20 protein-coding genes and 1 tRNA gene are annotated in these 25,868 nt (G+C 52.6%); 15 read left to right on the plus strand and 6 right to left on the minus strand.

Features of this window, described 5'->3' with window-relative positions; all coding sequences use genetic code 11:
• Positions 1-7: 7 nt before the first annotated feature.
• Positions 8-940, minus strand: a complete 933-nt coding sequence (ttdR, locus tag G434_RS13010; protein WP_000935206.1) for an L-tartrate utilization transcriptional activator TtdR — start codon at positions 938-940, stop codon at positions 8-10.
• A gap of 206 nt (positions 941-1,146) precedes the next feature.
• On the opposite strand from ttdR, the gene ttdA reads away from it, so the two are divergent.
• From ttdA to ttdT, 3 genes are read left to right on the plus strand one after another with little or no spacing between them, the layout of a single operon-like run.
• Positions 1,147-2,058, plus strand: a complete 912-nt coding sequence (gene ttdA, locus G434_RS13005) for a L(+)-tartrate dehydratase subunit alpha (RefSeq protein WP_000986797.1) — start codon at positions 1,147-1,149, stop codon at positions 2,056-2,058.
• On the plus strand, positions 2,055-2,660 hold the full coding sequence (gene ttdB, locus G434_RS13000; RefSeq protein ID WP_001530899.1) for a L(+)-tartrate dehydratase subunit beta: 606 nt from the start codon (positions 2,055-2,057) through the stop codon (positions 2,658-2,660). The genes ttdA and ttdB overlap by 4 nt, the downstream gene beginning before the upstream one ends.
• A 47-nt stretch (positions 2,661-2,707) precedes the next feature.
• Complete coding sequence (ttdT, locus tag G434_RS12995; RefSeq protein WP_000804946.1) at positions 2,708-4,171, plus strand: L-tartrate/succinate antiporter; 1,464 nt, start codon at positions 2,708-2,710, stop codon at positions 4,169-4,171.
• A gap of 42 nt (positions 4,172-4,213) precedes the next feature.
• On the opposite strand, the gene tsaD is transcribed toward ttdT, so the two are convergent.
• Positions 4,214-5,227 (minus strand): tRNA (adenosine(37)-N6)-threonylcarbamoyltransferase complex transferase subunit TsaD, encoded by a 1,014-nt coding sequence (gene tsaD, locus G434_RS12990; RefSeq protein WP_001264352.1) that lies wholly within the window; start codon positions 5,225-5,227, stop codon positions 4,214-4,216.
• A gap of 237 nt (positions 5,228-5,464) precedes the next feature.
• On the opposite strand from tsaD, the gene rpsU reads away from it, so the two are divergent.
• The 3 genes from rpsU to rpoD all read left to right on the plus strand — a co-directional run bounded on the left by rpsU (position 5,465) and on the right by rpoD (position 9,572).
• Complete coding sequence (rpsU, locus tag G434_RS12985; protein WP_001144069.1) at positions 5,465-5,680, plus strand: 30S ribosomal protein S21; 216 nt, start codon at positions 5,465-5,467, stop codon at positions 5,678-5,680.
• A 110-nt stretch (positions 5,681-5,790) separates the two neighbouring features.
• Positions 5,791-7,536 carry a DNA primase gene (dnaG, locus tag G434_RS12980; RefSeq protein WP_000918827.1) on the plus strand — a complete coding sequence of 582 codons (1,746 nt, stop codon included), beginning with the start codon at positions 5,791-5,793 and terminating at the stop codon, positions 7,534-7,536.
• A gap of 194 nt (positions 7,537-7,730) precedes the next feature.
• Entirely contained in the window at positions 7,731-9,572 is a 1,842-nt protein-coding gene (rpoD, locus tag G434_RS12975; RefSeq protein WP_000437371.1) for an RNA polymerase sigma factor RpoD, read from the plus strand.
• 78 nt (positions 9,573-9,650) lie between these two features.
• Here rpoD and mug read toward each other — a convergent pair whose 3' ends face one another.
• Positions 9,651-10,157: a G/U mismatch-specific DNA glycosylase gene (mug, locus tag G434_RS12970; protein WP_000228937.1), complete on the minus strand. Its 507-nt coding sequence runs from the start codon at positions 10,155-10,157 to the stop codon at positions 9,651-9,653.
• Between the two features lie 124 nt (positions 10,158-10,281).
• Between mug and G434_RS12965 the strand changes: the two genes are divergently transcribed.
• Positions 10,282-10,357, plus strand: a tRNA-Ile gene (locus tag G434_RS12965).
• 53 nt (positions 10,358-10,410) lie between these two features.
• Here the strand turns inward: G434_RS12965 and nfeF are convergent.
• Positions 10,411-11,175, minus strand: a complete 765-nt coding sequence (nfeF, locus tag G434_RS12960; protein WP_001065878.1) for an NADPH-dependent ferric chelate reductase NfeF — start codon at positions 11,173-11,175, stop codon at positions 10,411-10,413.
• 276 nt (positions 11,176-11,451) lie between these two features.
• Here nfeF and nfeR point away from each other — a divergent pair, with 276 nt between their 5' ends.
• Entirely contained in the window at positions 11,452-12,075 is a 624-nt protein-coding gene (gene nfeR / locus G434_RS12955) for a DNA-binding transcriptional regulator NfeR (RefSeq protein ID WP_000018005.1), read from the plus strand.
• 104 nt (positions 12,076-12,179) lie between these two features.
• Here the strand turns inward: nfeR and aer are convergent, their stop codons facing one another.
• Positions 12,180-13,700 carry an aerotaxis sensor receptor Aer gene (aer, locus tag G434_RS12950; RefSeq protein WP_000094732.1) on the minus strand — a complete coding sequence of 507 codons (1,521 nt, stop codon included), beginning with the start codon at positions 13,698-13,700 and terminating at the stop codon, positions 12,180-12,182.
• 417 nt (positions 13,701-14,117) lie between these two features.
• Here aer and ygjG point away from each other — a divergent pair, with 417 nt between their 5' ends.
• The gene (gene ygjG / locus G434_RS12945) at positions 14,118-15,497 is read left to right on the plus strand and encodes a putrescine aminotransferase (RefSeq protein WP_001309772.1); all 1,380 of its coding nucleotides are present in this window, start codon (positions 14,118-14,120) and stop codon (positions 15,495-15,497) included.
• A gap of 41 nt (positions 15,498-15,538) precedes the next feature.
• On the opposite strand, the gene G434_RS12940 is transcribed toward ygjG, so the two are convergent.
• Positions 15,539-15,871, minus strand: coding sequence for a tRNA-binding protein (locus G434_RS12940; RefSeq protein WP_000450587.1), 333 nt, complete (start codon positions 15,869-15,871; stop codon positions 15,539-15,541).
• A gap of 218 nt (positions 15,872-16,089) precedes the next feature.
• Between G434_RS12940 and ebgR the strand changes: the two genes are divergently transcribed.
• The 6 genes from ebgR to ygjK all read left to right on the plus strand — a co-directional run bounded on the left by ebgR (position 16,090) and on the right by ygjK (position 25,863).
• On the plus strand, positions 16,090-17,073 hold the full coding sequence (gene ebgR, locus G434_RS12935; protein ID WP_000212457.1) for a transcriptional regulator EbgR: 984 nt from the start codon (positions 16,090-16,092) through the stop codon (positions 17,071-17,073).
• Between the two features lie 183 nt (positions 17,074-17,256).
• On the plus strand, positions 17,257-20,349 hold the full coding sequence (gene ebgA, locus G434_RS12930; protein ID WP_001082832.1) for a beta-galactosidase subunit alpha: 3,093 nt from the start codon (positions 17,257-17,259) through the stop codon (positions 20,347-20,349).
• Positions 20,346-20,795, plus strand: coding sequence for a beta-galactosidase subunit beta (locus tag G434_RS12925; protein WP_001219954.1), 450 nt, complete (start codon positions 20,346-20,348; stop codon positions 20,793-20,795). The genes ebgA and G434_RS12925 overlap by 4 nt, the downstream gene beginning before the upstream one ends.
• A gap of 62 nt (positions 20,796-20,857) precedes the next feature.
• Positions 20,858-22,291 carry an amino acid permease gene (locus G434_RS12920; protein ID WP_001285446.1) on the plus strand — a complete coding sequence of 478 codons (1,434 nt, stop codon included), beginning with the start codon at positions 20,858-20,860 and terminating at the stop codon, positions 22,289-22,291.
• Between the two features lie 133 nt (positions 22,292-22,424).
• Positions 22,425-23,495 (plus strand): protein YgjJ, encoded by a 1,071-nt coding sequence (ygjJ, locus tag G434_RS12915; RefSeq protein WP_000767672.1) that lies wholly within the window; start codon positions 22,425-22,427, stop codon positions 23,493-23,495.
• A gap of 16 nt (positions 23,496-23,511) precedes the next feature.
• A complete protein-coding gene (gene ygjK / locus G434_RS12910) occupies positions 23,512-25,863 on the plus strand; it encodes an alpha-glucosidase (protein WP_000695439.1) in 2,352 nt (783 codons plus the stop codon).
• Positions 25,864-25,868: the final 5 nt, after the last annotated feature.

The following is a 25,868-nucleotide window of genomic DNA, read 5'->3' on the forward strand; positions in this document are numbered from 1 at the left end:
GGTGGATCTACATGACCTGATAGCCTTCATCGGGCTTGCCCAGCCGTTGCTGGCACCATGCCGCCAGAAATTCCACGCAGACACGTAATTTCATGCTGCGATAGAGCGGCTCCCGGTAAACAGCCCAGATATTGGCGCTTTGTGCATACTCTGGCAATACTTGCACCAGTTTGCCACTCTCCAGAAACGGCAACACATCCCACTCGGAACGCAGCATAATCCCTTTGCCCTCCAGCGCCCATTGCAGCACAATCTCGCCGCTATTGGAGGAAAGATGCCCGCTTACCTTCACCGATTTTTTCTCCTGACCGTTCCCCAACTCCCATATTCCATGGGTCATATCGCGCTCTTTGGTCACCAGACAGTCATGACGACTTAATTCCTGTAGGGATTGTGGCTGCGGATATTTTTGCAGATACTCAGGTGCTGCGCATAATATTCTTTTATTTTTTGTCAAAAGATGCGCAATATAATAATCAGGAATTTCGTCATTAATACGAATATCCAGATCAATATTATCCTGCACTAAATCAATTTGCCGATCGAACAATTCAAAATGCACCTGTAACTCAGGATAATTGCGCATCAGTTCGGTAATAGCTGGCGCAATATGGCTGCGCCCAAAACCAAAACTGCAACCAATACGAATCATCCCCTCCGGGCGCGTTTTGATTTGCGTGACGTCATCGACCAGTCGCTGATATTGGGTGAGGATTTCCAACGCATGTTCGTAACAACGTTGGCCACTTTCAGTCAGCGCCACGCCGCGAGCGGAGCGGTTCAGCAGCGTTGTTGCCAGCGTATTTTCAAGGATTTGGATCCGCTTGGTGACAAATGCAGGCGTCTGCCCAAGCGTCGCCGCTGCGGCGCTAAAACTCCCGCTGTGAACGATTTCTACCAGTACCTGCAAGTCTTTGGCTAAAGGCCAGCTATTCAGCATCGTTAATTATCCGCAGTTGTGATAAGCGCAGTGTATTTCGCAAAACATTGCCATTCCCTGCTCTGGCGCAATATTCATTCTTATTTTCGCGTTGATTCACGAACTGTTAATTACATATTCACGGTGGCAAAAAATATAAAACCACATTTTTAGTGGTAGTTTGTGGCGGTGAATTTTTCCAGACAAATACAAAAACTGGAGTTGCCATGATGAGCGAAAGTAATAAGCAACAGGCAGTGAATAAGTTGACAGAGATTGTCGCTAACTTTACCGCCATGATTTCTACCCGAATGCCTGATGACGTGGTGGATAAACTAAAACAGCTAAAGGATGCCGAAACGTCGTCGATGGGGAAAATTATCTACCATACGATGTTCGACAACATGCAAAAAGCGATTGACCTGAATCGTCCTGCCTGTCAGGACACCGGGGAGATTATGTTCTTCGTTAAAGTCGGTTCCCGCTTCCCACTGCTTGGCGAGCTGCAAAGCATACTCAAACAAGCCGTGGAAGAGGCAACCGTCAAAGCGCCACTACGTCACAATGCGGTAGAAATTTTTGACGAAGTAAACACCGGCAAAAATACCGGTAGCGGCGTACCGTGGGTCACCTGGGACATCATCCCCGACAATGACGATGCGGAAATCGAAGTTTACATGGCAGGCGGCGGCTGCACGCTACCTGGCCGCTCGAAAGTGTTAATGCCGTCAGAAGGCTACGAAGGCGTGGTGAAATTCGTCTTCGAAAATATCTCCACCCTCGCCGTAAACGCCTGTCCACCGGTACTGGTGGGCGTGGGCATCGCCACCTCGGTGGAAACCGCCGCCGTACTCTCGCGTAAAGCCATTTTGCGCCCGATTGGCAGCCGCCATCCCAATCCAAAAGCGGCAGAACTGGAGCTACGCCTGGAAGAAGGACTCAACCGTCTGGGGATTGGTCCACAAGGGCTGACCGGCAACAGTTCAGTGATGGGCGTACATATCGAATCTGCCGCCCGCCATCCGTCAACCATCGGCGTTGCTGTCTCTACCGGCTGCTGGGCGCATCGTCGCGGCACGCTGCTGGTTCATGCCGATCTCACCTTTGAAAATCTGTCTCACACCCGGAGCGCGTTATGAAAAAGATCCTGACAACCCCGATCAAAGCTGAAGATCTGCAAGATATTCGCGTCGGCGATGTGATCTACCTGACCGGTACGCTGGTGACCTGCCGCGACGTTTGTCACCGCCGTTTGATCGAACTGAAACGTCCGATCCCTTACGATCTCAACGGCAAAGCGATTTTCCACGCTGGCCCCATCGTGCGCAAAAACGGCGACAAATGGGAGATGGTCTCCGTCGGCCCGACAACCAGTATGCGTATGGAAAGTTTTGAACGTGAATTTATTGAGCAGACCGGCGTGAAACTGGTGGTTGGCAAAGGTGGTATGGGGCCGCTGACCGAAGAAGGCTGCCAGAAATTCAAGGCGCTACATGTGATTTTCCCGGCAGGCTGCGCGGTGCTGGCGGCAACCCAGGTGGAAGAGATTGAAGAAGTGCACTGGACAAAGCTCGGAATGCCGGAGTCACTGTGGGTCTGCCGGGTCAAAGAGTTCGGCCCGCTGATTGTCTCTATTGATACCCACGGCAACAACCTGATAGCCGAAAACAAAAAGCTGTTCGCCGAACGCCGCGATCCCATCGTGGAAGAGATCTGCGAGCACGTCCATTACATCAAATAACCCTCCCGGAGAGGCTCACCCCTCTCCTTTTTCGCAGGCATAACACGATGAAACCTTCCACTGAATGGTGGCGATACCTTGCGCCGCTGGCGGTCATCGCCATTATTGCTCTACTTCCGCTTCCCGCAGGGCTGGAGAGTCATACCTGGCTCTACTTTGCTGTTTTTACTGGCGTGATCGTTGGACTGATCCTCGAACCCGTGCCGGGTGCCGTGGTGGCGATGGTGGGTATCTCCATTATCGCCATTCTCTCTCCCTTGCTGCTGTTCAGCCCGGAGCAGCTCGCCCAGCCAGGTTTTAAGTTCACCGCCAAATCCCTCTCCTGGGCGGTTTCTGGTTTTTCTAATTCGGTTATCTGGCTGATTTTCGCCGCCTTTATGTTTGGTACGGGCTATGAAAAAACCGGGCTTGGACGTCGCATCGCGCTGATTCTGGTGAAAAAGATGGGGCATCGTACGCTGTTTCTCGGCTATGCAGTGATGTTCTCCGAGCTGATACTTGCGCCTGTAACACCGTCCAACTCGGCGCGTGGTGCGGGGATTATCTATCCCATCATCCGTAACCTGCCACCGCTCTATCAATCACAACCAAACGACAGCAGTTCGCGCAGCATTGGCTCGTACATCATGTGGATGGGGATTGTTGCCGACTGCGTGACCAGCGCCATTTTCCTGACGGCGATGGCACCTAACTTGCTGTTAATTGGCCTGATGAAAAGCGCATCTCACGCCACGCTGAGCTGGGGCGACTGGTTCCTCGGGATGTTGCCGCTCAGCATTTTACTGGTTCTGCTGGTTCCCTGGCTGGCTTACGTGCTGTACCCGCCGGTACTGAAGTCTGGTGATCAGGTGCCGCGCTGGGCAGAGACGGAACTGCAGGCAATGGGCCCGCTCTGTTCGCGTGAAAAACGGATGCTGGGGCTGATGGTAGGCGCGCTGGTGCTGTGGATTTTCGGCGGTGATTATATCGATGCCGCGATGGTCGGTTACAGCGTGGTGGCGCTGATGCTGCTTCTGCGCATTATCAGTTGGGACGACATTGTCAGTAATAAAGCCGCGTGGAACGTTTTCTTCTGGCTGGCCTCGCTTATCACCCTCGCTACCGGACTCAACAACACCGGTTTTATTAGCTGGTTTGGCAAACTGTTAGCAGGCAGCTTAAGCGGTTATTCGCCGACGATGGTGATGGTGGCGTTGATTGTGGTCTTTTATCTGCTGCGCTACTTCTTTGCCAGCGCCACGGCGTATACCTCCGCTCTCGCGCCGATGATGATTGCCGCCGCGCTGGCGATGCCGGAAATCCCGCTGCCGGTGTTCTGCCTGATGGTTGGCGCGGCAATTGGTCTGGGGAGCATTCTTACGCCATACGCCACCGGACCCAGTCCGATTTACTACGGTAGTGGTTATCTGCCAACGGTGGATTACTGGCGACTGGGGGCAATTTTTGGGCTGATATTCCTCGTGTTGCTGGTGATTACCGGCTTACTGTGGATGCCCGTGGTGTTGCTTTAAGTGAGGACGGTGCCGGAAGTGACTCTCCGGCACCTAAGAGTTTTACGCGGCCGGTAACTCTGCCAGCGGCCAGCGCGGACGCACGCTAACGCCAAGATCCGCCGTCGCGCCTGCTTTAAACCGCACCATTCCGGCATAGGCGATCATCGCGCCGTTATCAGTACAAAATTCCGGACGCGCGTAGAACACTTCGCCACGGCGTTTTTTCATCATTTCAGCCAGCTTCGCCCGTAACGTGCGGTTAGCACTCACGCCACCTGCCATTACCAGTCGCTTAAAGCCCGTCTGATCCAGCGCTCGCTTACACTTAATCATCAACGTATCGACCACCGCATCTTCAAAGGCGCGGGCGATATCAGCACGCGTCTGGTCGTCGGTGCCGTTATCACGAATGGTATTTGCCGCGAAGGTTTTCAGACCAGAAAAGCTGAAATCCAGCCCCGGACGGTCGGTCATCGGGCGCGGGAAGACAAAGCGCCCGGCAGTACCCTGAGCCGCCATTTTCGACAGTAATGGCCCGCCAGGATAATCCAGCCCCAGCAGCTTCGCGGTTTTGTCAAACGCTTCCCCGGCGGCATCATCAATAGACTCGCCGAGCAGCTCATACTGACCAATGCCAGTGACGCTGATTAACTGCGTATGACCGCCGGAAACCAGTAGCGCCACAAACGGAAATTCCGGTGGGTTATCTTCCAGCATCGGCGCTAACAGATGCCCTTCCATATGGTGTACCGGGATCGCCGGAACGTCCCAGGCAAACGCCAGAGAACGCCCCACGGTCGCGCCAACCAGCAGCGCGCCGACTAATCCAGGGCCTGCGGTATAGGCCACAGCATCAATGTCTTTTGCCGTTAAACCAGACTCCTTTAGCGCCGCCTGGATCAACGGTACGGTTTTACGCACGTGATCGCGGGAGGCCAGTTCAGGCACGACGCCGCCGTAGTCAGCGTGCAATTTCACCTGACTATACAATTGGTTGGCTAACAAACCTTTTTCATCGTCGTAAATGGCGATGCCGGTTTCATCGCAGGAAGTTTCAATACCCAGTACACGCATGACTTGTTTTACCTCGCTTTATTACCGCGCAGTGTAGGACCAATGCGGGTTGATGTAAAACTTTGTTCGCCCCTGGAGAAAGCCTCGTGTATACTCCTCACCCTTATAAAAGTCCCTTTCAAAAAAGGCCGCGGTGCTTTACAAAGCAGCAGCAATTGCAGTAAAATTCCGCACCATTTTGAAATAAGCTGGCGTTGATGCCAGCGGCAAACCGAATTAATCAAAGGTGAGAGGCACATGCCGGTAATTAAAGTACGTGAAAACGAGCCGTTCGACGTAGCTCTGCGTCGCTTCAAGCGTTCCTGCGAAAAAGCAGGTGTTCTGGCGGAAGTTCGTCGTCGTGAGTTCTATGAAAAACCGACTACCGAACGTAAGCGCGCTAAAGCTTCTGCAGTGAAACGTCACGCGAAGAAACTGGCTCGCGAAAACGCACGCCGCACTCGTCTGTACTAATTCCCCGAGAGCGTTGCTCTCCGATCAGACCGAGTTGTAGTTGTAAGGCCGTGCTTCCGAAAGGAATGCGCGGCTTATTTTCGTTTATGAATTGCTAAAAATCGGGGCCTATGGCTGGACGAATCCCACGCGTATTCATTAATGATCTGCTGGCACGCACTGACATCGTCGATCTGATCGATGCCCGTGTAAAGCTGAAAAAGCAGGGCAAGAATTTCCACGCGTGTTGTCCATTCCACAACGAGAAAACCCCGTCATTCACCGTTAACGGTGAGAAACAGTTTTACCACTGCTTTGGATGTGGCGCGCACGGCAACGCGATCGACTTCCTGATGAACTACGACAAGCTCGAGTTCGTCGAAACGGTCGAAGAGCTGGCAGCAATGCACAATCTTGAAGTGCCATTTGAAGCAGGCAGCGGCCCCAGCCAGATCGAGCGCCATCAGCGGCAAACGCTTTATCAGTTGATGGACGGTCTGAATACGTTTTACCAACAATCTTTACAACAACCTGTTGCCACGTCTGCGCGCCAGTATCTGGAAAAACGCGGATTAAGCCACGAGGTTATCGCCCGCTTTGCGATTGGTTTTGCGCCCCCCGGCTGGGACAACGTCCTGAAGCGGTTTGGCGGCAATCCAGAAAATCGCCAGTCATTGATTGATGCGGGGATGTTGGTCACTAACGATCAGGGGCGCAGTTACGACCGTTTCCGCGAGCGGGTGATGTTCCCCATTCGTGATAAACGCGGTCGGGTGATTGGTTTTGGCGGACGCGTGCTGGGCAACGATACCCCCAAATACCTGAACTCGCCGGAAACGGACATTTTCCATAAAGGCCGCCAGCTTTACGGTCTTTATGAAGCGCAGCAGGATAACGCTGAACCCAATCGTCTGCTTGTGGTCGAAGGCTATATGGACGTGGTGGCGCTGGCGCAATACGGCATTAATTACGCCGTTGCGTCGTTAGGTACGTCAACCACCGCCGATCACATACAACTGTTGTTCCGCGCGACCAACAATGTCATTTGCTGTTATGACGGCGACCGTGCAGGCCGCGATGCCGCCTGGCGAGCGCTGGAAACGGCGCTGCCTTACATGACAGACGGCCGTCAGCTACGCTTTATGTTTTTGCCTGATGGCGAAGACCCTGACACGCTGGTACGAAAAGAAGGTAAAGAAGCGTTTGAAGCGCGGATGGAGCAGGCGATGCCACTCTCCGCATTTCTGTTTAACAGTCTGATGCCGCAAGTTGATCTGAGTACCCCTGACGGGCGCGCACGTTTGAGTACGCTGGCACTGCCATTGATATCGCAAGTGCCGGGCGAAACGCTGCGAATATATCTTCGTCAGGAATTAGGCAACAAATTAGGCATACTTGATGACAGCCAGCTTGAACGATTAATGCCAAAAGCGGCAGAGAGCGGCGTTTCTCGCCCTGTTCCGCAGCTAAAACGCACGACCATGCGTATACTTATAGGGTTGCTGGTGCAAAATCCAGAATTAGCGACGTTGGTCCCGCCGCTTGAGAATCTGGATGAAAATAAGCTCCCTGGACTTGGCTTATTCAGAGAACTGGTCAACACTTGTCTCTCTCAGCCAGGTCTGACCACCGGGCAACTTTTAGAGCACTATCGTGGTACAAATAATGCTGCCACCCTTGAAAAACTGTCGATGTGGGACGATATAGCAGATAAGAATATTGCTGAGCAAACCTTCACCGACTCACTCAACCATATGTTTGATTCGCTGCTTGAACTGCGCCAGGAAGAGTTAATCGCTCGTGAGCGCACGCATGGTTTAAGCAACGAAGAACGCCTGGAGCTCTGGACATTAAACCAGGAGCTGGCGAAAAAGTGATTTAACGGCTTAAGTGCCGAAGAGCGATCGGGAAGCCCCCGACAGCCGCACTGAGAGGCAGCGGCAAATATATAAGTACGCCCTCGTAATTATCGTTGGCGGTAAACAACCGTTGGATTTCAGCGTTAACGGCTGAAGGACATCGGGTCAATCGCCCAACACCAACCTCATGAAATAAGTGTGGATACCGTCTTATGGAGCAAAACCCGCAGTCACAGCTGAAACTTCTTGTCACCCGTGGTAAGGAGCAAGGCTATCTGACCTATGCCGAGGTCAATGACCATCTGCCGGAAGATATCGTCGATTCAGATCAGATCGAAGACATCATCCAAATGATCAACGACATGGGCATTCAGGTGATGGAAGAAGCACCGGATGCCGATGATCTGATGCTGGCTGAAAACACCGCGGACGAAGATGCTGCCGAAGCCGCCGCGCAGGTGCTTTCCAGCGTGGAATCTGAAATCGGGCGCACGACTGACCCGGTACGCATGTACATGCGTGAAATGGGCACCGTTGAACTGTTGACCCGCGAAGGCGAAATTGACATCGCTAAGCGTATTGAAGACGGGATCAACCAGGTTCAATGCTCCGTTGCTGAATATCCGGAAGCGATCACCTATCTGCTGGAACAGTACGATCGTGTTGAAGCAGAAGAAGCGCGTCTGTCCGATCTGATCACCGGCTTTGTTGACCCGAACGCAGAAGAAGATCTGGCACCTACCGCCACTCACGTCGGTTCTGAGCTTTCCCAGGAAGATCTGGACGATGACGAAGATGAAGACGAAGAAGATGGCGATGACGACAGCGCCGATGATGACAACAGCATCGACCCGGAACTGGCTCGTGAAAAATTTGCGGAACTGCGCGCTCAGTACGTTGTAACGCGTGACACCATCAAAGCGAAAGGTCGCAGTCACGCTGCCGCTCAGGAAGAGATCCTGAAACTGTCTGAAGTATTCAAACAGTTCCGCCTGGTGCCGAAGCAGTTTGACTACCTGGTCAACAGCATGCGCGTCATGATGGACCGCGTTCGTACGCAAGAACGTCTGATCATGAAGCTCTGTGTTGAGCAGTGCAAAATGCCGAAGAAAAACTTCATTACCCTGTTTACCGGCAACGAAACCAGCGATACCTGGTTCAACGCGGCAATTGCGATGAACAAGCCGTGGTCGGAAAAACTGCACGATGTCTCTGAAGAAGTGCATCGCGCCCTGCAGAAACTGCAGCAGATTGAAGAAGAAACCGGCCTGACCATCGAGCAGGTTAAAGATATCAACCGTCGTATGTCCATCGGTGAAGCGAAAGCCCGCCGTGCGAAGAAAGAGATGGTTGAAGCGAACTTACGTCTGGTTATTTCTATCGCCAAGAAATACACCAACCGTGGCTTGCAGTTCCTTGACCTGATTCAGGAAGGTAACATCGGCCTGATGAAAGCGGTTGATAAATTCGAATACCGCCGTGGTTACAAGTTCTCCACCTACGCAACCTGGTGGATCCGTCAGGCGATCACCCGTTCTATCGCGGATCAGGCGCGCACCATCCGTATTCCGGTGCATATGATTGAGACTATCAACAAACTCAACCGTATTTCTCGCCAGATGCTGCAAGAGATGGGCCGTGAACCGACGCCGGAAGAACTGGCTGAACGTATGCTGATGCCGGAAGACAAGATCCGCAAAGTGCTGAAGATCGCCAAAGAGCCAATCTCCATGGAAACGCCGATCGGTGATGATGAAGATTCGCATCTGGGGGATTTCATCGAGGATACCACCCTCGAGCTGCCGCTGGATTCTGCGACCACCGAAAGCCTGCGTGCGGCAACGCACGACGTGCTGGCTGGCCTGACCGCGCGTGAAGCGAAAGTTCTGCGTATGCGCTTCGGTATCGATATGAACACCGACCACACGCTGGAAGAAGTGGGTAAACAGTTCGACGTTACCCGCGAACGTATCCGTCAGATCGAAGCGAAGGCGCTGCGCAAACTGCGTCACCCGAGCCGTTCTGAAGTGCTGCGTAGCTTCCTGGACGATTAATCGGTAGGCCGGATCAGGCGTTACGCCGCACCCGGCACTAGGCCCTCTGCACAAACGCCACCTTTTCGGTGGCGTTTTTTATCGCCCACGCACTACCAGCGCCTGGTCCAGCTCGCGATACGCTTCAACCAGTTTCTCCAGTGAAACGCGACTTAAACCACTGGGATTTGGCAGCACCCAAATCTGCGTCGAACCAATGGTGAGCGTTTGTTTCCCCCACTGTGCACCGCGCTGGCTGAATCCCTGTTCATATGCTTGTTTGCCCAGAATCGCCAACGCCTGTGGCTGATAATCTTCTATTTTTTCAATTAGCTTACGCCCGCCTGCGTGCAGCTCCTGCTTTGAAACTTCATTGGCTTGCACCGTTGGACGGTCTACCAGTTTGGTGACGCCACAACGATAATCCAGCAGATGCTGTGCCTCCTGCGGCTTCAACTGACGGTCGGTAAACCCGGCCTGATATATCACCTTCCAGAAGCGATTTGCCGGATGAGCAAAGGGAAAACCAGTCCCGGCGGATGAAAGCCCAGGGTTGATACCGCAAAACACGACCCGTAACCCTGGAGCCAAAATATCCTCAACCATATTTACTCCTTTCTAACATCACCAGGAAAAGTATAACGGATTGAAAATACATTGTTTATAAAAACAGCAGGCGCGCGGTAATGGCTGGATTGCGACACGGAGTTACTTTATAATCCGCTACCATGGCCCCTTAGCTCAGTGGTTAGAGCAGGCGACTCATAATCGCTTGGTCGCTGGTTCAAGTCCAGCAGGGGCCACCAGATATAGCAAAGGCTGACGAGAAATCGTCAGCCTTTTTCTTTTTATATATCAGTTACTTTGCGTGCCAGTAAGCCGCTGCACGTACCCGCTGTGGATCATACTGTTCCGCTTCAAAGCGGCGGCTTAAATTCTTAACGACTTTGCCTTCGCCGGTTATCCAGATGAAGTAATCATCGGCAGGGATTTGCATCTGCGCCAGACGCGCATCTACCGCCTGCTCATCATGTGCCAGCCATTCGATATTAAAACCATCAAGGTGCGCGAGATAATCCTGACAGGCGTGATCCCGCACGCTAACCAGCGCGCTAACTTGCGGTTTAACAGCAAGTTTGCTCAACGTTTCCAGGCGGCGGCGCAGTGCGGGCATTCCGGATTCATCGCAGACATACAGCTGATACGCGTAATCCTCTGGCATCACCAGCGAACCGCGCGGACCTGCCACCGTGAGTTTATCGCCCGGTTGCGCCTGCATTGCCCAGCTGCTGGCGACGCCACCTTCGTGAATAAAGAAATCAATCGCCAGTTCATGGCGTAGTTCGTCATACAGCGGCGTATAGTCACGCGACGGTGGGCGTGGTCCTTCCGGCCAGACGATGCCCTCTTCCGTTACCGTTGGCGGCACAAAGTGAGCATCAGATTGAGGAAAGAAGAGTTTGCTGTGATCGTCAAAGCCGCGCGATGTAAAACCGTCCAGCGCCTCGCCGCCAAGGACAATGCGCTGAAAACCGGCGCTAATACGCTCAGCGCGTAGCACAGTCAGTTCACGGAAGCGCAGATCATTGCGAACGCGCTGCGGGTAGCGGGGGGAGTTATTCATTGTTATCGCCTTCGTGATAGTAATCAGATATATCTAAATAAATTTCGCAAATGATAATGATTGTTAATCATGATAAATGCAAGCGATTTGTAGAACTGATATATCTGAAGTATGAGAAGACATTCAGCGTCGTAGCAAGGCTGTTGGATGCGGCGTGAACGAATTATCCGGCCTGGATGTGAGGTGTATTCACGTTTAAAAATCATTTTTATACTTGCAAAAGCGCTCATATCAGATATAAATTAGATATATCTAATTAAGCAAAAGGAGGCTGATATGAGCCATCATCACGAAGGGTGTTGTAAACATGAAGGCCAGCCACGCCATGAAGGCTGCTGCAAAGGTGAGAAGTCAGAACATGAGCACTGCGGACACGGTCACCAGCATGAACACGGTCAATGCTGCGGTGGTCGCCACGGTCGCGGCGGCGGTCGTCGGCAGCGTTTCTTTGGTCACGGTGAATTGCGTCTGGTGATTCTGGATATTCTCTCGCGCGATGACAGCCACGGTTACGAATTGATTAAAGCGATTGAGAATCTAACCCAGGGGAATTACACCCCAAGCCCGGGTGTCATCTACCCGACGCTGGATTTTCTGCAGGAGCAGTCGCTGATTACCATCCGCGAAGAGGAAGGTGGTAAGAAGCAGATTGCGTTGACCGAACAGGGCGCGCAGTGGCTGGAAGAAAACCGCGAACAGGTGGAGATGATCGAAGAACGCATCAAAGCGCGTTGCGTTGGTGCTGCACTCCGCCAGAACCCGCAAATGAAGCGGGCGCTGGATAATTTTAAAGCGGTGCTGGATTTACGCGTCAACCAGAGCGATATCACTGATGCACAAATAAAAAAGATCATTGCGGTGATCGACCGCGCCGCTTTTGATATTACGCAACTGGATTAATCACCGATTGCCGGATGTGGCGTGCCCTACCCCCCCGTAGGCCTGATAAGATGCGCCGCATCGCATCAGGCATTGTGCGCCAACCGCCGGATGCGGCATATCGATTAATGCAGCACCGTCACCGCGTCTTCCAGTCGGCTGGCGCGGTGTTTTACCATCGCCGACACCTGCGCACTCTCTTCCACCAGCTCGGCATTTTTCTGGGTGATGAGGTTAAGCTCATCCACTGCACGGGTCAGGCTGGAAAGCCCATCGGCCTGTTCCAGCGTTGAATGGCTAATCTGGGCGATCAACTGGGTGACGTTTTTCACCTGTGCCACAATATCTTCCATCGTCCGTCCGGCTGCGTGTACCTGCTGCGAACCGGATTGCACCTTATCAGCACTGGCATCGATCAGCTTGCGAATATCGTTGGCGGCACTGGCGCTGCGGCTGGCTAAATGACGCACTTCCCCTGCCACCACTGCAAAACCTTTGCCTTGTTCGCCGGCTCGTGCCGCTTCCACCGCCGCATTCAGGGCCAGAATATTGGTCTGAAACGCAATATCGTTAATCAGCGAAGTAATGGTGCCAATGCGCTGGGTACTGTCGGCGATATCGTCCATTGTCTTGATCACCGTGGTCATCGCCTCCCCGCCCTGCACTGCCGCATTACTGGCGGTGATAGAAAGTTTATCGGCAGCCGACGCCGTGGCAGAGTTCTGTTTCACCGACGCCGCCATTTGGTTCATGGTCGCCACCGTTTGCTGAACGTTATCAACTGTCTGCTGGGTATGTTCGTTCAGTTCATCGGTACCTTTCGCCAGCGTCTCACTGCCGTTTCTGACACTGGACACCTGGCTTGAGACATCGTTAATTAGCCAACGGCACATCAGGCCAAGCTGCCCTACCGCGCGTAATGTCAGCCCCAGCTCATCGCTGCGATTCAGATGCTCAACACTATTACGCTCTCCGGTCGCCACCTTCAGTGCCTGACGGGCGACATTTTCTATCGGGCGGACAATCTGCCATTCAAAACAGGCGCTTGCCAACAATACCACTAACGCACAGAGGATATACGTCACCACCGGGGCAGCAACAAACCAAAGCATGACCGCCAGCAAGATAAACATCAGGGTCATCACGCCACGCGCCCGCCAGCGAAGCGGTAATGAAGGCAGTTTCCCCAGCCAGCCTTTACGCACCACCAGGCCTTTATGAATACGCTTACTGGTACGTCCGGCGTTCAACGCTTTGTACAGCGGCTCCACCGCCGCGATCTCTTCATCCGTCGCCCGGGTACGAATCGACATATAGCCACTGATTTTTCCCTCGCGCACCATCGGTACCGCATTGGCCCGCACCCAATAATGGTCGCCATTTTTGCGGCGATTTTTCACGATGCCGCTCCAGGGCTCCCCTTTTTTCAGGGTGAACCACATATCCGCAAACGCCGCTTTTGGCATATCCGGGTGACGCACCATGTTGTGCGGCTGCCCTTGTAACTCTTGCAAGGTATAGCCGCTCACCTGCACAAAAGTGTCATTAGCATGAGTGATATAGCTTTGCAGATCGGTAGTGGACATCAGAGTGGTATCGTCCGCCAGCGGGGTATTTTGCTGGGTGACATACGGATGAGAAGACATGTTCGCGTCCTGTGCAGGTTATATGGTTGTTAACTTCTTGTCAGAGTTTATGTCGGCCCCGCTGCGGTTATCTTTAACTGATTAATTTGATTTAGATCGCAATTTGCGATTAAAGCATAAATCTAATCCCTTGATTTAAAATACTTTCACTCTGTTACTATACGAAAACGTTAATTATCTTGCCCAAAAATCAGGCAGTTGTTGCCCTGAAAGTGTGCATTTGCGCAGCAATCGCCAAATCCATACCCGACAAAAACCGTGCAAAATAACAACAGATGTTAACAAATAGCATTAAATATTGCGCAAATGATAACCACATTTGTGTTTATCCCGATTTTCGCGATCGCAGCCGGAGTGGCGCAATCCCTGCAATACTTAAATCGGTATCATGTGATACGCGAGCCTCCGGAGCATATTTTGAACAGGTTACCTTCGAGCGCATCGGCTTTAGCGTGCAGCGCCCACGCCCTGAATCTCATTGAGAAGCGAACGCTGGATCATGAGGAGATGAAAGCACTTAACCGAGAGGTGATTGAATACTTCAAAGAGCATGTCAATCCGGGGTTTTTAGAGTATCGCAAATCTGTTACCGCCGGCGGGGATTACGGAGCCGTAGAGTGGCAAGCGGGAGGTTTAAATACGCTTGTCGACACCCAGGGACAGGAGTTTATCGACTGCCTTGGAGGTTTTGGAATTTTCAACGTGGGGCACCGTAATCCAGTTGTGGTTTCCGCCGTACAGAATCAACTTGCGAAACAACCGCTGCACAGCCAGGAGCTGCTCGATCCGTTACGGGCGATGCTGGCAAAAACACTTGCTGCACTGACGCCCGGTAAACTGAAATACAGCTTCTTTTGTAATAGCGGCACCGAGTCCGTTGAAGCAGCGCTGAAGCTGGCGAAGGCTTATCAGTCACCGCGCGGCAAGTTTACTTTTATTGCCACCAGCGGCGCGTTCCACGGTAAATCCCTTGGCGCGCTGTCGGCCACGGCGAAATCGACCTTCCGCAAACCATTTATGCCGCTGCTGCCAGGGTTCCGTCATGTGCCGTTTGGCAATATCGAAGCCATGCGCACGGCCCTTAGCGAGTGCAAAAAAACCGGTGATGATGTTGCTGCAGTGATCCTTGAGCCGATTCAGGGCGAAGGTGGCGTCATTCTGCCGCCGCCGGGATATCTCACCGCCGTGCGTAAGCTGTGCGATGAGTTCGGCGCACTGATGATCCTCGATGAAGTGCAAACCGGTATGGGGCGCACGGGCAAGATGTTCGCCTGCGAGCATGAGAACGTACAGCCGGACATCCTGTGTCTGGCAAAAGCCCTCGGCGGCGGCGTGATGCCGATTGGCGCAACCATCGCCACTGAAGAGGTGTTTTCCGTTCTGTTCGACAACCCGTTCCTGCATACCACTACCTTTGGCGGCAACCCGCTGGCCTGTGCGGCGGCGCTGGCGACCATCAATGTGTTGCTGGAGCAGAACTTACCGGCTCAGGCTGAACAAAAAGGCGATATGTTGCTGGACGGTTTCCGTCAATTGGCGCGGGAATATCCCGATCTGGTACAGGAAGCGCGTGGTAAAGGGATGTTGATGGCGATTGAGTTTGTTGATAACGAAATCGGCTATAACTTTGCCAGCGAGATGTTCCGCCAGCGCGTCCTGGTGGCCGGAACACTCAACAACGCTAAAACGATCCGCATTGAACCACCACTGACACTGACCATTGAACAGTGTGAACTGGTGATCAAAGCGGCGCGTAAGGCGCTGGCGGCCATGCGAGTAAGTGTCGAAGAAGCGTAATATCAAGTCGAATGGCGATACGACGTCGCCATTCGATCTTTTTATACAATACGTACGCCCGCAGGCATCATCCGCTCCGGCGTTAACAACACGCTTTCACTGCCGTCATCGGTTTCCGCACACAACAGCATGCATTCCGACGTTTCACCGCGCATTTTCGCTTTTTGCAGATTACATAAGACCACCACCGTTTTTTCCATCAGCTCTTCTTCGCTGTAGTACGGCACCAGGCTGGTCACGGTTTGCAGTGTTTTTTCCCCCACATCAACCTGTACGATGTACAGCTTGTCGGCGTTTTCATGGCGTTTCACTTCCACAATCTTTCCGACGCGCATTTCCAGACGTGCAAAATCAGCGTAAGCCACGGTTTCCATTGTTTCCTCCCTTCGGGTAAAATTTTACTAAACTATAGCAAAAGTTTTTCTCAATCCTGTAGGCTAAAAATGGAGAATGCAGGCGTGATCACATTCGTGAGCCGCTGTGTTACCGTTACAGCGTCAAAGAAACGCGCTTTATTTACTGAAAACAGGTGACCCGATAAGCACTTCCTCTACAATGGGGGCGCACATCAGGGAAAGTAAAAAAGGTAAACATGGCAACACTAAAAGACATCGCAATCGAAGCTGGCGTATCCCTGGCGACAGTATCCAGGGTCTTAAATGACGATCCGACATTGAATGTGAAAGAAGAGACGAAACATCGCATTCTCGAGATCGCCGAAAAGCTGGAGTACAAGACCAGTAGTGCCCGTAAACTCCAGACAGGTGCAGTCAACCAACACCATATTCTGGCTATCTACAGCTACCAACAGGAGCTGGAGATCAACGATCCTTACTATCTGGCGATCCGCCACGGCATTGAAACTCAGTGCGAAAAGCTGGCGATCGAACTGACCAACTGTTATGAACACAGCGGATTACCAGACATTAAAAACGTCACCGGTATTTTAATTGTCGGCAAACCCACGCCCGCCCTGCGCGCCGCCGCCTGTGCGTTGACCGACAATATCTGTTTTATCGACTTTCACGAACCCGGCAGCGGTTACGATGCGGTGGATATCGATCTGGCACGCATCAGTAAAGAAATCATCGACTTCTATATCAACCAGGGCGTTAATCGCATTGGTTTTATTGGCGGTGAAGATGAGCCTGGCAAGGCGGATATTCGTGAGGTCGCCTTTGCGGAATATGGCCGACTGAAACAAGTGGTACGCGAAGAGGATATCTGGCGCGGAGGCTTTTCCAGTTCGTCGGGCTATGAACTGGCAAAACAAATGTTGGCGCGGGAAGACTACCCGAAGGCGTTGTTTGTCGCTTCTGATTCCATTGCTATCGGCGTACTGCGGGCAATTCATGAACGAGGCCTGAACATCCCACAGGATATTTCGCTTATCAGCGTGAACGACATCCCCACCGCGCGATTTACCTTTCCGCCGCTCTCAACCGTGCGCATCCATTCCGAGATGATGGGAAGTCAGGGCGTTAACCTGTTGTATGAAAAGGCTCGCGATGGTCGCGCGCTGCCGCTGTTAGTCTTCGTTCCCAGCAAATTAAAACTGCGCGGCACGACCCGCTAAATCCCCTTACACACTGTCCGGCAATCGTTTTTGCCGGACAGTGCTGCCGTTTATTTTCGTGATCCAGTTAAAGTAAATGCATTTACCCGCTACTTTTTAGTAAAAATTTTACTAAACTCCCCAGCAATTACACAAACTACCATCACCATGAATGGTTCCGATTTCTCTCTACCGGGAGGCCCTATGAATCGCTGGGAAAACATTCAGCTCACCCACGAAAACCGACTTGCGCCGCGTGCGTACTTTTTTTCATATGATTCTGTTGCGCAAGCGCGTACCTTTGCCCGCGAAACCAGCAGCCTGTTTCTGCCCTTAAGCGGTCAGTGGAATTTCCACTTTTTTGACCACCCGCTGCAAGTGCCAGAAGCCTTCACCTCTGAGTTAATGGCTGACTGGGGGCATATTACCGTCCCCGCCATGTGGCAAATGGAAGGTCACGGCAAACTGCAATATACCGACGAAGGTTTTCCGTTCCCTATCGATGTGCCGTTTGTCCCCAGCGATAACCCAACCGGTGCCTATCAACGTATTTTCACCCTCAGCGACGGCTGGCAGGGTAAACAGACGCTGATTAAATTTGACGGCGTCGAAACCTATTTTGAAGTCTACGTTAACGGTCAGTATGTGGGTTTCAGCAAGGGCAGTCGCCTGACCGCAGAGTTTGACATCAGCGCGATGGTTAAAACCGGCGACAACCTGTTGTGTGTGCGCGTGATGCAATGGGCGGACTCTACCTACGTGGAAGACCAGGATATGTGGTGGTCAGCGGGGATCTTCCGCGATGTTTATCTGATCGGAAAACAACTAACACATATTAACGATTTCACCGTTCGTACCGACTTTGACGAAGCCTATTGCGATGCCACGCTTTCCTGCGAAGTGGTGCTGGAAAATCTCGCCGCCTCCCCTGTCGCAACGACGCTGGAATATAGCCTGTTCGACGGCGAGCGTGTGGTGCACAGCAGCTCCATTGATCATCTGGCAATTGAAAAACTGACCAGCGCCAGCTTTGCGTTTACTGTCGAACAGCCGCAGCAATGGTCGGCAGAGTCTCCTTATCTTTACCATCTGGTCATGACGCTGAAAGACGCCGACGGCAACATTCTGGAAGTGGTGCCGCAACGCGTTGGCTTTCGTGATATCAAAGTGCGCGACGGTCTGTTCTGGATCAATAACCGTTATGTGATGCTGCACGGCGTCAACCGCCACGACAACGATCATCGCAAAGGCCGCGCCGTTGGGATGGATCGCGTCGAGAAAGATCTCCAGTTGATGAAGCAGCACAACATCAACTCCGTACGTACCGCTCACTACCCGAACGATCCGCGTTTTTACGAACTGTGTGATATCTACGGCCTGTTTGTGATGGCGGAAACCGACGTCGAATCGCACGGCTTTGCCAATGTCGGCGATATCAGCCGTATTACCGACGATCCGCAGTGGGAAAACGTCTACGTCGAGCGCATCGTTCGCCATATTCACGCGCAGAAAAACCATCCGTCGATCATCATCTGGTCGCTGGGCAATGAATCCGGCTATGGCTGTAACATCCGCGCGATGTACCACGCGGCGAAGGCGCTGGATGACACGCGACTGGTGCACTACGAAGAAGATCGCGATGCTGAAGTGGTCGATATTATTTCCACCATGTACACCCGCGTGCCGCTGATGAATGAGTTTGGTGAATACCCGCATCCGAAGCCGCGCATCATCTGTGAATATGCTCATGCGATGGGAAACGGACCGGGCGGGCTGACGGAGTACCAGAACGTCTTCTATAAGCACGATTGCATTCAGGGACATTATGTCTGGGAATGGTGCGACCACGGGATCCAGGCGCAGGATGACAACGGCAATGTCTGGTATAAATTCGGCGGCGACTACGGCGACTATCCCAACAACTATAACTTCTGTCTTGATGGTTTGATCTATTCCGATCAGACGCCTGGGCCTGGCCTGAAAGAGTACAAACAGGTTATCGCGCCGGTAAAAATCCACGCGTTGGATCTGACTCGCGGCGAGTTGAAAGTCGAAAATAAACTGTGGTTTACCACGCTTGATGACTACACCCTGCACGCAGAGGTGCGCGCCGAAGGTGAAACGCTCGCGACGCAGCAGATTAAACTGCGCGACGTTGCGCCGAACAGCGAAGCCCCCTTGCAGATCACGCTGCCACAGCTGGACGCCCGCGAAGCGTTCCTCAACATTACGGTGACCAAAGATTCCCGCACCCGCTACAGCGAAGCCGGACACCCTATAGCCACTTATCAGTTCCCGCTGAAGGAAAATACCGCGCAGCCTGTACCTTTCGCGCCAAATAATGCGCGTCCGCTGACGCTGGAAGACGATCGTTTGAGCTGCACCGTTCGCGGCTACAACTTCGCGATCACCTTCTCAAAAATGAGTGGCAAACCGACATCCTGGCAGGTGAATGGCGAGTCGCTGCTGACCCGCGAGCCAAAAATCAACTTCTTCAAGCCAATGATCGACAACCACAAGCAGGAGTACGAAGGGCTGTGGCAGCCGAATCATTTGCAGATCATGCAGGAACATCTGCGCGACTTTGCCGTAGAACAGAGCGATGGTGAAGTGTTGATCATCAGCCGCACGGTTATTGCCCCACCGGTGTTTGACTTCGGGATGCGCTGCACCTACATCTGGCGCATCGCTGCCGATGGCCAGGTTAATGTGGCGCTTTCCGGCGAGCGTTACGGCGACTATCCGCACATCATTCCGTGCATCGGTTTCACCATGGGGATTAACGGCGAATACGATCAGGTGGCGTATTACGGTCGTGGACCGGGCGAAAACTACGCCGACAGCCAGCAGGCTAACATCATCGATATCTGGCGCAGCACCGTCGATGCCATGTTCGAGAACTATCCCTTCCCACAGAACAACGGCAACCGTCAGCATGTCCGCTGGACGGCACTCACTAACCGCCACGGCAACGGTCTGCTGGTGGTTCCGCAGCGCCCAATTAACTTCAGCGCCTGGCACTATACCCAGGAAAACATCCACGCTGCCCAGCACTGTAACGAGCTGCAGCGCAGTGATGATATCACCCTGAATCTCGACCACCAGCTGCTTGGCCTCGGCTCTAACTCCTGGGGCAGCGAGGTGCTGGACTCCTGGCGCGTCTGGTTCCGTGACTTCAGCTACGGCTTTACGTTGCTGCCGGTTTCTGGCGGAGAAGCTACCGCGCAAAGCCTGGCGTCGTATGAGTTCGGCGCAGGGTTCTTTTCCACGAATTTGCACAGCGAGAATAAGCAATGAGGATCATCGATAACTTAGAACAGTTCCGCCAGATTTACGCCTCTGGCAAGAAGTGGCAACGCTGCGTTGAAGCGATTGAAAATATCGACAACATTCAGCCTGGCGTCGCCCACTCCATCGGTGACTCATTGACTTACCGCGTGGAGACAGACTCCGCGACCGATGCGCTATTTACTGGGCATCGACGCTATTTTGAAGTGCATTACTACCTGCAAGGGCAGCAAAAAATTGAATATGCGCCGAAAGAGACATTACAGGTCGTGGAATATTATCGTGATGAAACTGACCGTGAATATTTAAAAGGCTGCGGAGAAACCGTTGAGGTCCACGAAGGGCAAATCGTTATTTGCGATATCCATGAAGCATATCGGTTTATCTGCAATAACGCGGTCAAAAAAGTGGTTCTCAAAGTCACCATCGAAGATGGTTATTTCCATAACAAATAACAACTACGGCGGCAAAAGGAGTTTGCCGCCGCCGCTACCCTACTCATTTTCGGAGATGTGTTATGTCTGATACCAAACGTAATACAATCGGCAAATTCGGCTTGCTCTCGCTGACTTTTGCCGCCGTTTACAGCTTTAACAACGTTATCAATAATAATATTGAGCTTGGACTGGCCTCGGCACCGATGTTTTTCCTCGCGACGATTTTTTATTTTATTCCCTTCTGTCTGATCATCGCAGAATTTGTTTCGTTAAATAAAAACTCAGAAGCTGGTGTCTACGCGTGGGTAAAAAGTTCGCTGGGCGGGCGTTGGGCATTTATTACTGCCTATACCTACTGGTTCGTAAACCTGTTCTTTTTCACCTCGCTGTTGCCGCGCGTTATTGCTTATGCTTCGTATGCCTTCCTCGGCTACGAATATATTATGACGCCGGTTGCCACCACCATTATCAGTATGGTGCTGTTCGCCTTCTCCACCTGGGTTTCCACCAACGGGGCGAAAATGCTGGGGCCAATTACCTCCGTCACTTCAACGCTGATGCTGCTGTTAACGCTCTCCTACATTTTACTGGCAGGTACGGCACTGGTTGGCGGCGTACAGCCTGCCGATCCGATCACCGTTGACGCGATGATCCCGAACTTCAACTGGGCGTTCCTCGGCGTTACCACCTGGATCTTTATGGCCGCAGGTGGCGCGGAGTCCGTCGCGGTGTACGTTAACGACGTCAAAGGCGGTTCGAAATCGTTCGTTAAAGTGATCATCCTCGCCGGGATTTTTATCGGTGTGCTGTATTCCGTCTCCTCGGTGCTGATTAACGTCTTCGTCAGCAGCAAAGAGTTGAAATTTACTGGCGGCTCGGTGCAGGTATTCCACGGCATGGCGGCGTATTTTGGTCTGCCGGAAGCGTTGATGAATCGCTTTGTCGGTCTGGTGTCCTTTACCGCGATGTTCGGTTCCCTGCTGATGTGGACCGCAACGCCGGTGAAAATTTTCTTCTCCGAAATCCCGGAAGGCATCTTTGGTAAGAAAACCGTCGAACTTAACGAAAACGGCGTTCCGGCGCGTGCAGCGTGGATCCAGTTCCTGATCGTTATCCCGCTGATGATTATCCCGATGCTCGGTTCCAATACTGTGCAGGATCTGATGAATACTATTATTAATATGACCGCCGCAGCGTCCATGCTTCCGCCGTTATTCATCATGCTGGCTTACCTGAATTTACGCGCCAAATTAGATCACCTGCCACGTGATTTCCGTATGGGCTCCCGCCGCACCGGTATTATCGTTGTTTCAATGCTGATTGCGATATTTGCCGTAGGGTTTGTCGCTTCGACATTCCCGACTGGCGCGAATATTCTGACCATCATTTTTTATAACGTCGGCGGTATTGTTATCTTCCTCGGCTTTGCGTGGTGGAAATACAGTAAATATATAAAGGGATTAACGGCTGAAGAGCGCCATATTGAAGCGACGCCAGCCAGCAATGTTGATTAAGCAGATTAATAAAAAATGAGCAGGCATTTTCCCTCTTCCTGGATGGGGAGAGGGAAAATAGTTTCTGCCTTTATATTTTTATAATTACAACGATAAAAGGCTGTACTTTTTCTTTAGCTCATGGATTAACACAATGAAATTAATCACTGCACCATGCAGAGCATTACTTGCTCTGCCGTTTTGCTACGCGTTTTCTGCGGTCGCTGAAGAAGCTCGTCCGGCAGAACATGACGACACAAAAACACCCGCCATTACCTCGACATCTTCTCCTTCATTTCGTTTTTACGGCGAATTAGGGGTTGGTGGATATATGGATTTAGAGGGTGAGAATAAACATAAATACAGCGACGGCACCTATATTGAAGGTGGCCTGGAGATGAAGTACGGCTCCTGGTTCGGCCTGATTTACGGCGAAGGCTGGACCGTACAGGCCGACCACGACGGTAATGCCTGGGTGCCTGACCATAGCTGGGGGGGGTTCGAAGGTGGGATTAACCGTTTCTATGGCGGTTATCGAACCAATGATGGCACCGAAATCATGCTCAGTCTGCGTCAGGATTCCTCGCTGGATGACCTGCAATGGTGGGGCGATTTCACGCCCGATCTGGGCTACGTCATTCCCAATACCCGCGACATTATGACCGCGCTGAAGGTGCAGAACTTAAGCGGCAACTTTCGTTATAGCGTTACCGCCACACCTGCCGGACATCATGACGAAAGCAAAGCCTGGCTACATTTTGGCAAGTACGATCGCTACGACGACAAATACACCTATCCGGCAATGATGAACGGTTACATCCAGTATGACCTTGCCGAAGGCATCACCTGGATGAACGGTCTGGAAATCACCGACGGCACAGGGCAACTCTATCTGACGGGACTGCTTACCCCTAACTTTGCCGCTCGCGCCTGGCACCATACCGGACGCGCCGACGGGCTGGATGTACCGGGAAGTGAAAGCGGGATGATGGTGAGCGCCATGTATGAAGCGTTAAAGGGCGTTTATCTCTCCACCGCTTACACCTACGCCAAACATCGCCCTGACCACGCTGACGATGAAACCACCTCTTTCATGCAGTTTGGTATCTGGTACGAATACGGCGGCGGACGTTTCGCAACGGCTTTTGATAGCCGCTTCTACATGAAAAATGCCTCTAACGATCCCAGCGACCAAATCTTCCTGATGCAATATTTTTACTGGTAATAAGGACAGTAATCTCATGAAAATAAAAACTATTTTAACGCCAGTAGCCTGTGCTCTGCTGATGAGCTTTTCCGCCCATGCCGCTAATGCTGACAATTATAAAAACGTGATTAACCGTACTGGCGCACCGCAGTACATGAAGGATTACGATTACGACGATCACCAGCGTTTTAATCCGTTTTTCGATCTCGGAGCCTGGCATGGTCATCTGTTGCCAGACGGCCCGAATACCATGGGCGGTTTTCCGGGCGTTGCGCTGCTGACGGAAGAGTACATCAACTTTATGGCCAGCAATTTCGACCGCCTGACCGTCTGGCAGGACGGTAAGAAAGTCGACTTCACGCTGGAGGCATACAGTATTCCCGGCGCGCTGGTGCAAAAACTGACAGCAAAAGATGTACAGGTTGAAATGACTCTTCGCTTCGCCACGCCACGCACGTCACTACTGGAAACTAAAATCATCAGCAATAAACCGCTGGATCTGGTGTGGGACGGCGAACTGCTGGAAAAACTGGAAGCGAAAGAAGGGAAACCGCTTTCCGATAAAACCATTGCTGGCGAATACCCTGACTACCAGCGCAAAATCAGCGCCACCCGTGATGGCCTGAAAGTCACCTTTGGCAAAGTGCGCGCCACCTGGGATCTGCTGACCTCCGGCGAATCGGAATATCAGGTGCATAAATCCCTGCCGGTGCAGACTGAAATCAACGGCAATCGCTTTACCAGTAAGGCGCATATCAACGGTTCGACCACGCTCTATACCACCTACTCCCACCTGCTGACCGCTCAGGAAGTTAGCAAAGAGCAAATGCAGATCCGCGATATTCTGGCGCGTCCGGCGTTTTATCTCACCGCCTCGCAGCAACGCTGGGAAGAGTATCTGAAGAAAGGGTTAACCAATCCGGATGCGACGCCGGAACAGACGCGCGTCGCGGTGAAAGCGATCGAAACGCTCAACGGTAACTGGCGCTCGCCGGGCGGGGCGGTGAAATATAACACCGTCACGCCGTCGGTGACCGGACGCTGGTTCTCCGGCAACCAGACCTGGCCGTGGGATACCTGGAAGCAGGCGTTTGCGATGGCGCATTTCAATCCGGACATCGCCAAAGAGAATATCCGCGCGGTCTTCTCCTGGCAGATCCAGCCTGGCGACAGCGTGCGTCCGCAGGATGTGGGCTTTGTCCCCGACCTGATAGCGTGGAACCTTAGCCCCGAGCGTGGCGGCGATGGCGGCAACTGGAACGAACGTAATACCAAACCCAGCCTTGCCGCCTGGTCAGTAATGGAAGTGTATAACGTCACCCAGGATAAAGCCTGGTTGGCAGAGATGTACCCGAAGCTGGTGGCCTATCACGACTGGTGGTTACGTAATCGCGATCACAACGGCAACGGCGTGCCGGAATATGGTGCGACCCGCGACAAAGCCCACAACACCGAGAGCGGCGAGATGCTGTTTACGGTGAAAAAAGGCGACAAAGAAGAGACGCAGTCTGGGCTGAACAACTACGCCCGTGTGGTGGAGAAAGGCCAGTACGACAGTCTGGAAATTCCGGCACAGGTTGCTGCGTCGTGGGAATCAGGTCGTGATGACGCCGCCGTCTTTGGGTTTATCGACAAAGAACAGCTGGATAAATATGTCGCTAATGGCGGCAAACGTAGCGACTGGACGGTGAAATTCGCCGAAAACCGCAGTCAGGACGGAACGTTGCTGGGGTACTCGCTATTGCAGGAGTCGGTGGATCAGGCCAGCTATATGTACAGCGATAACCATTATCTGGCGGAGATGGCAACCATACTCGGTAAGCCGGAAGAGGCCAAACGCTATCGCCAGTTGGCACAGCAGCTCGCGGACTACATCAACACCTGTATGTTCGACCCGACTACCCAGTTCTACTATGACGTGCGCATTGAAGATAAACCGCTGCCGAACGGCTGCGCGGGCAAACCGATTGTCGAGCGCGGTAAAGGGCCAGAAGGCTGGTCACCGCTGTTTAACGGTGCGGCAACGCAGGCCAACGCCGACGCGGTGGTGAAGGTGATGCTCGATCCTAAAGAGTTCAACACCTTTGTTCCGCTGGGAACGGCGGCGTTAACCAATCCGGCTTTTGGCGCTGATATCTACTGGCGCGGGCGCGTATGGGTGGATCAGTTCTGGTTTGGTCTGAAAGGGATGGAGCGTTACGGTTATCGTGATGATGCCCTGAAACTGGCGGATACGTTCTTCCGGCACGCCAAAGGGTTAACCGCCGACGGCCCGATTCAGGAAAATTACAACCCGCTCACTGGCGCGCAGCAAGGCGCACCAAATTTCTCCTGGAGCGCCGCGCATTTGTATATGTTGTATAACGATTTTTTCCGTAAGCAGTAATTTTT

The sequence above is a fragment of the Escherichia sp. KTE172 genome, assembly GCF_000408845.1.
In the GTDB taxonomy this organism is placed as follows: Bacteria; Pseudomonadota; Gammaproteobacteria; order Enterobacterales; family Enterobacteriaceae; genus Escherichia; species Escherichia coli.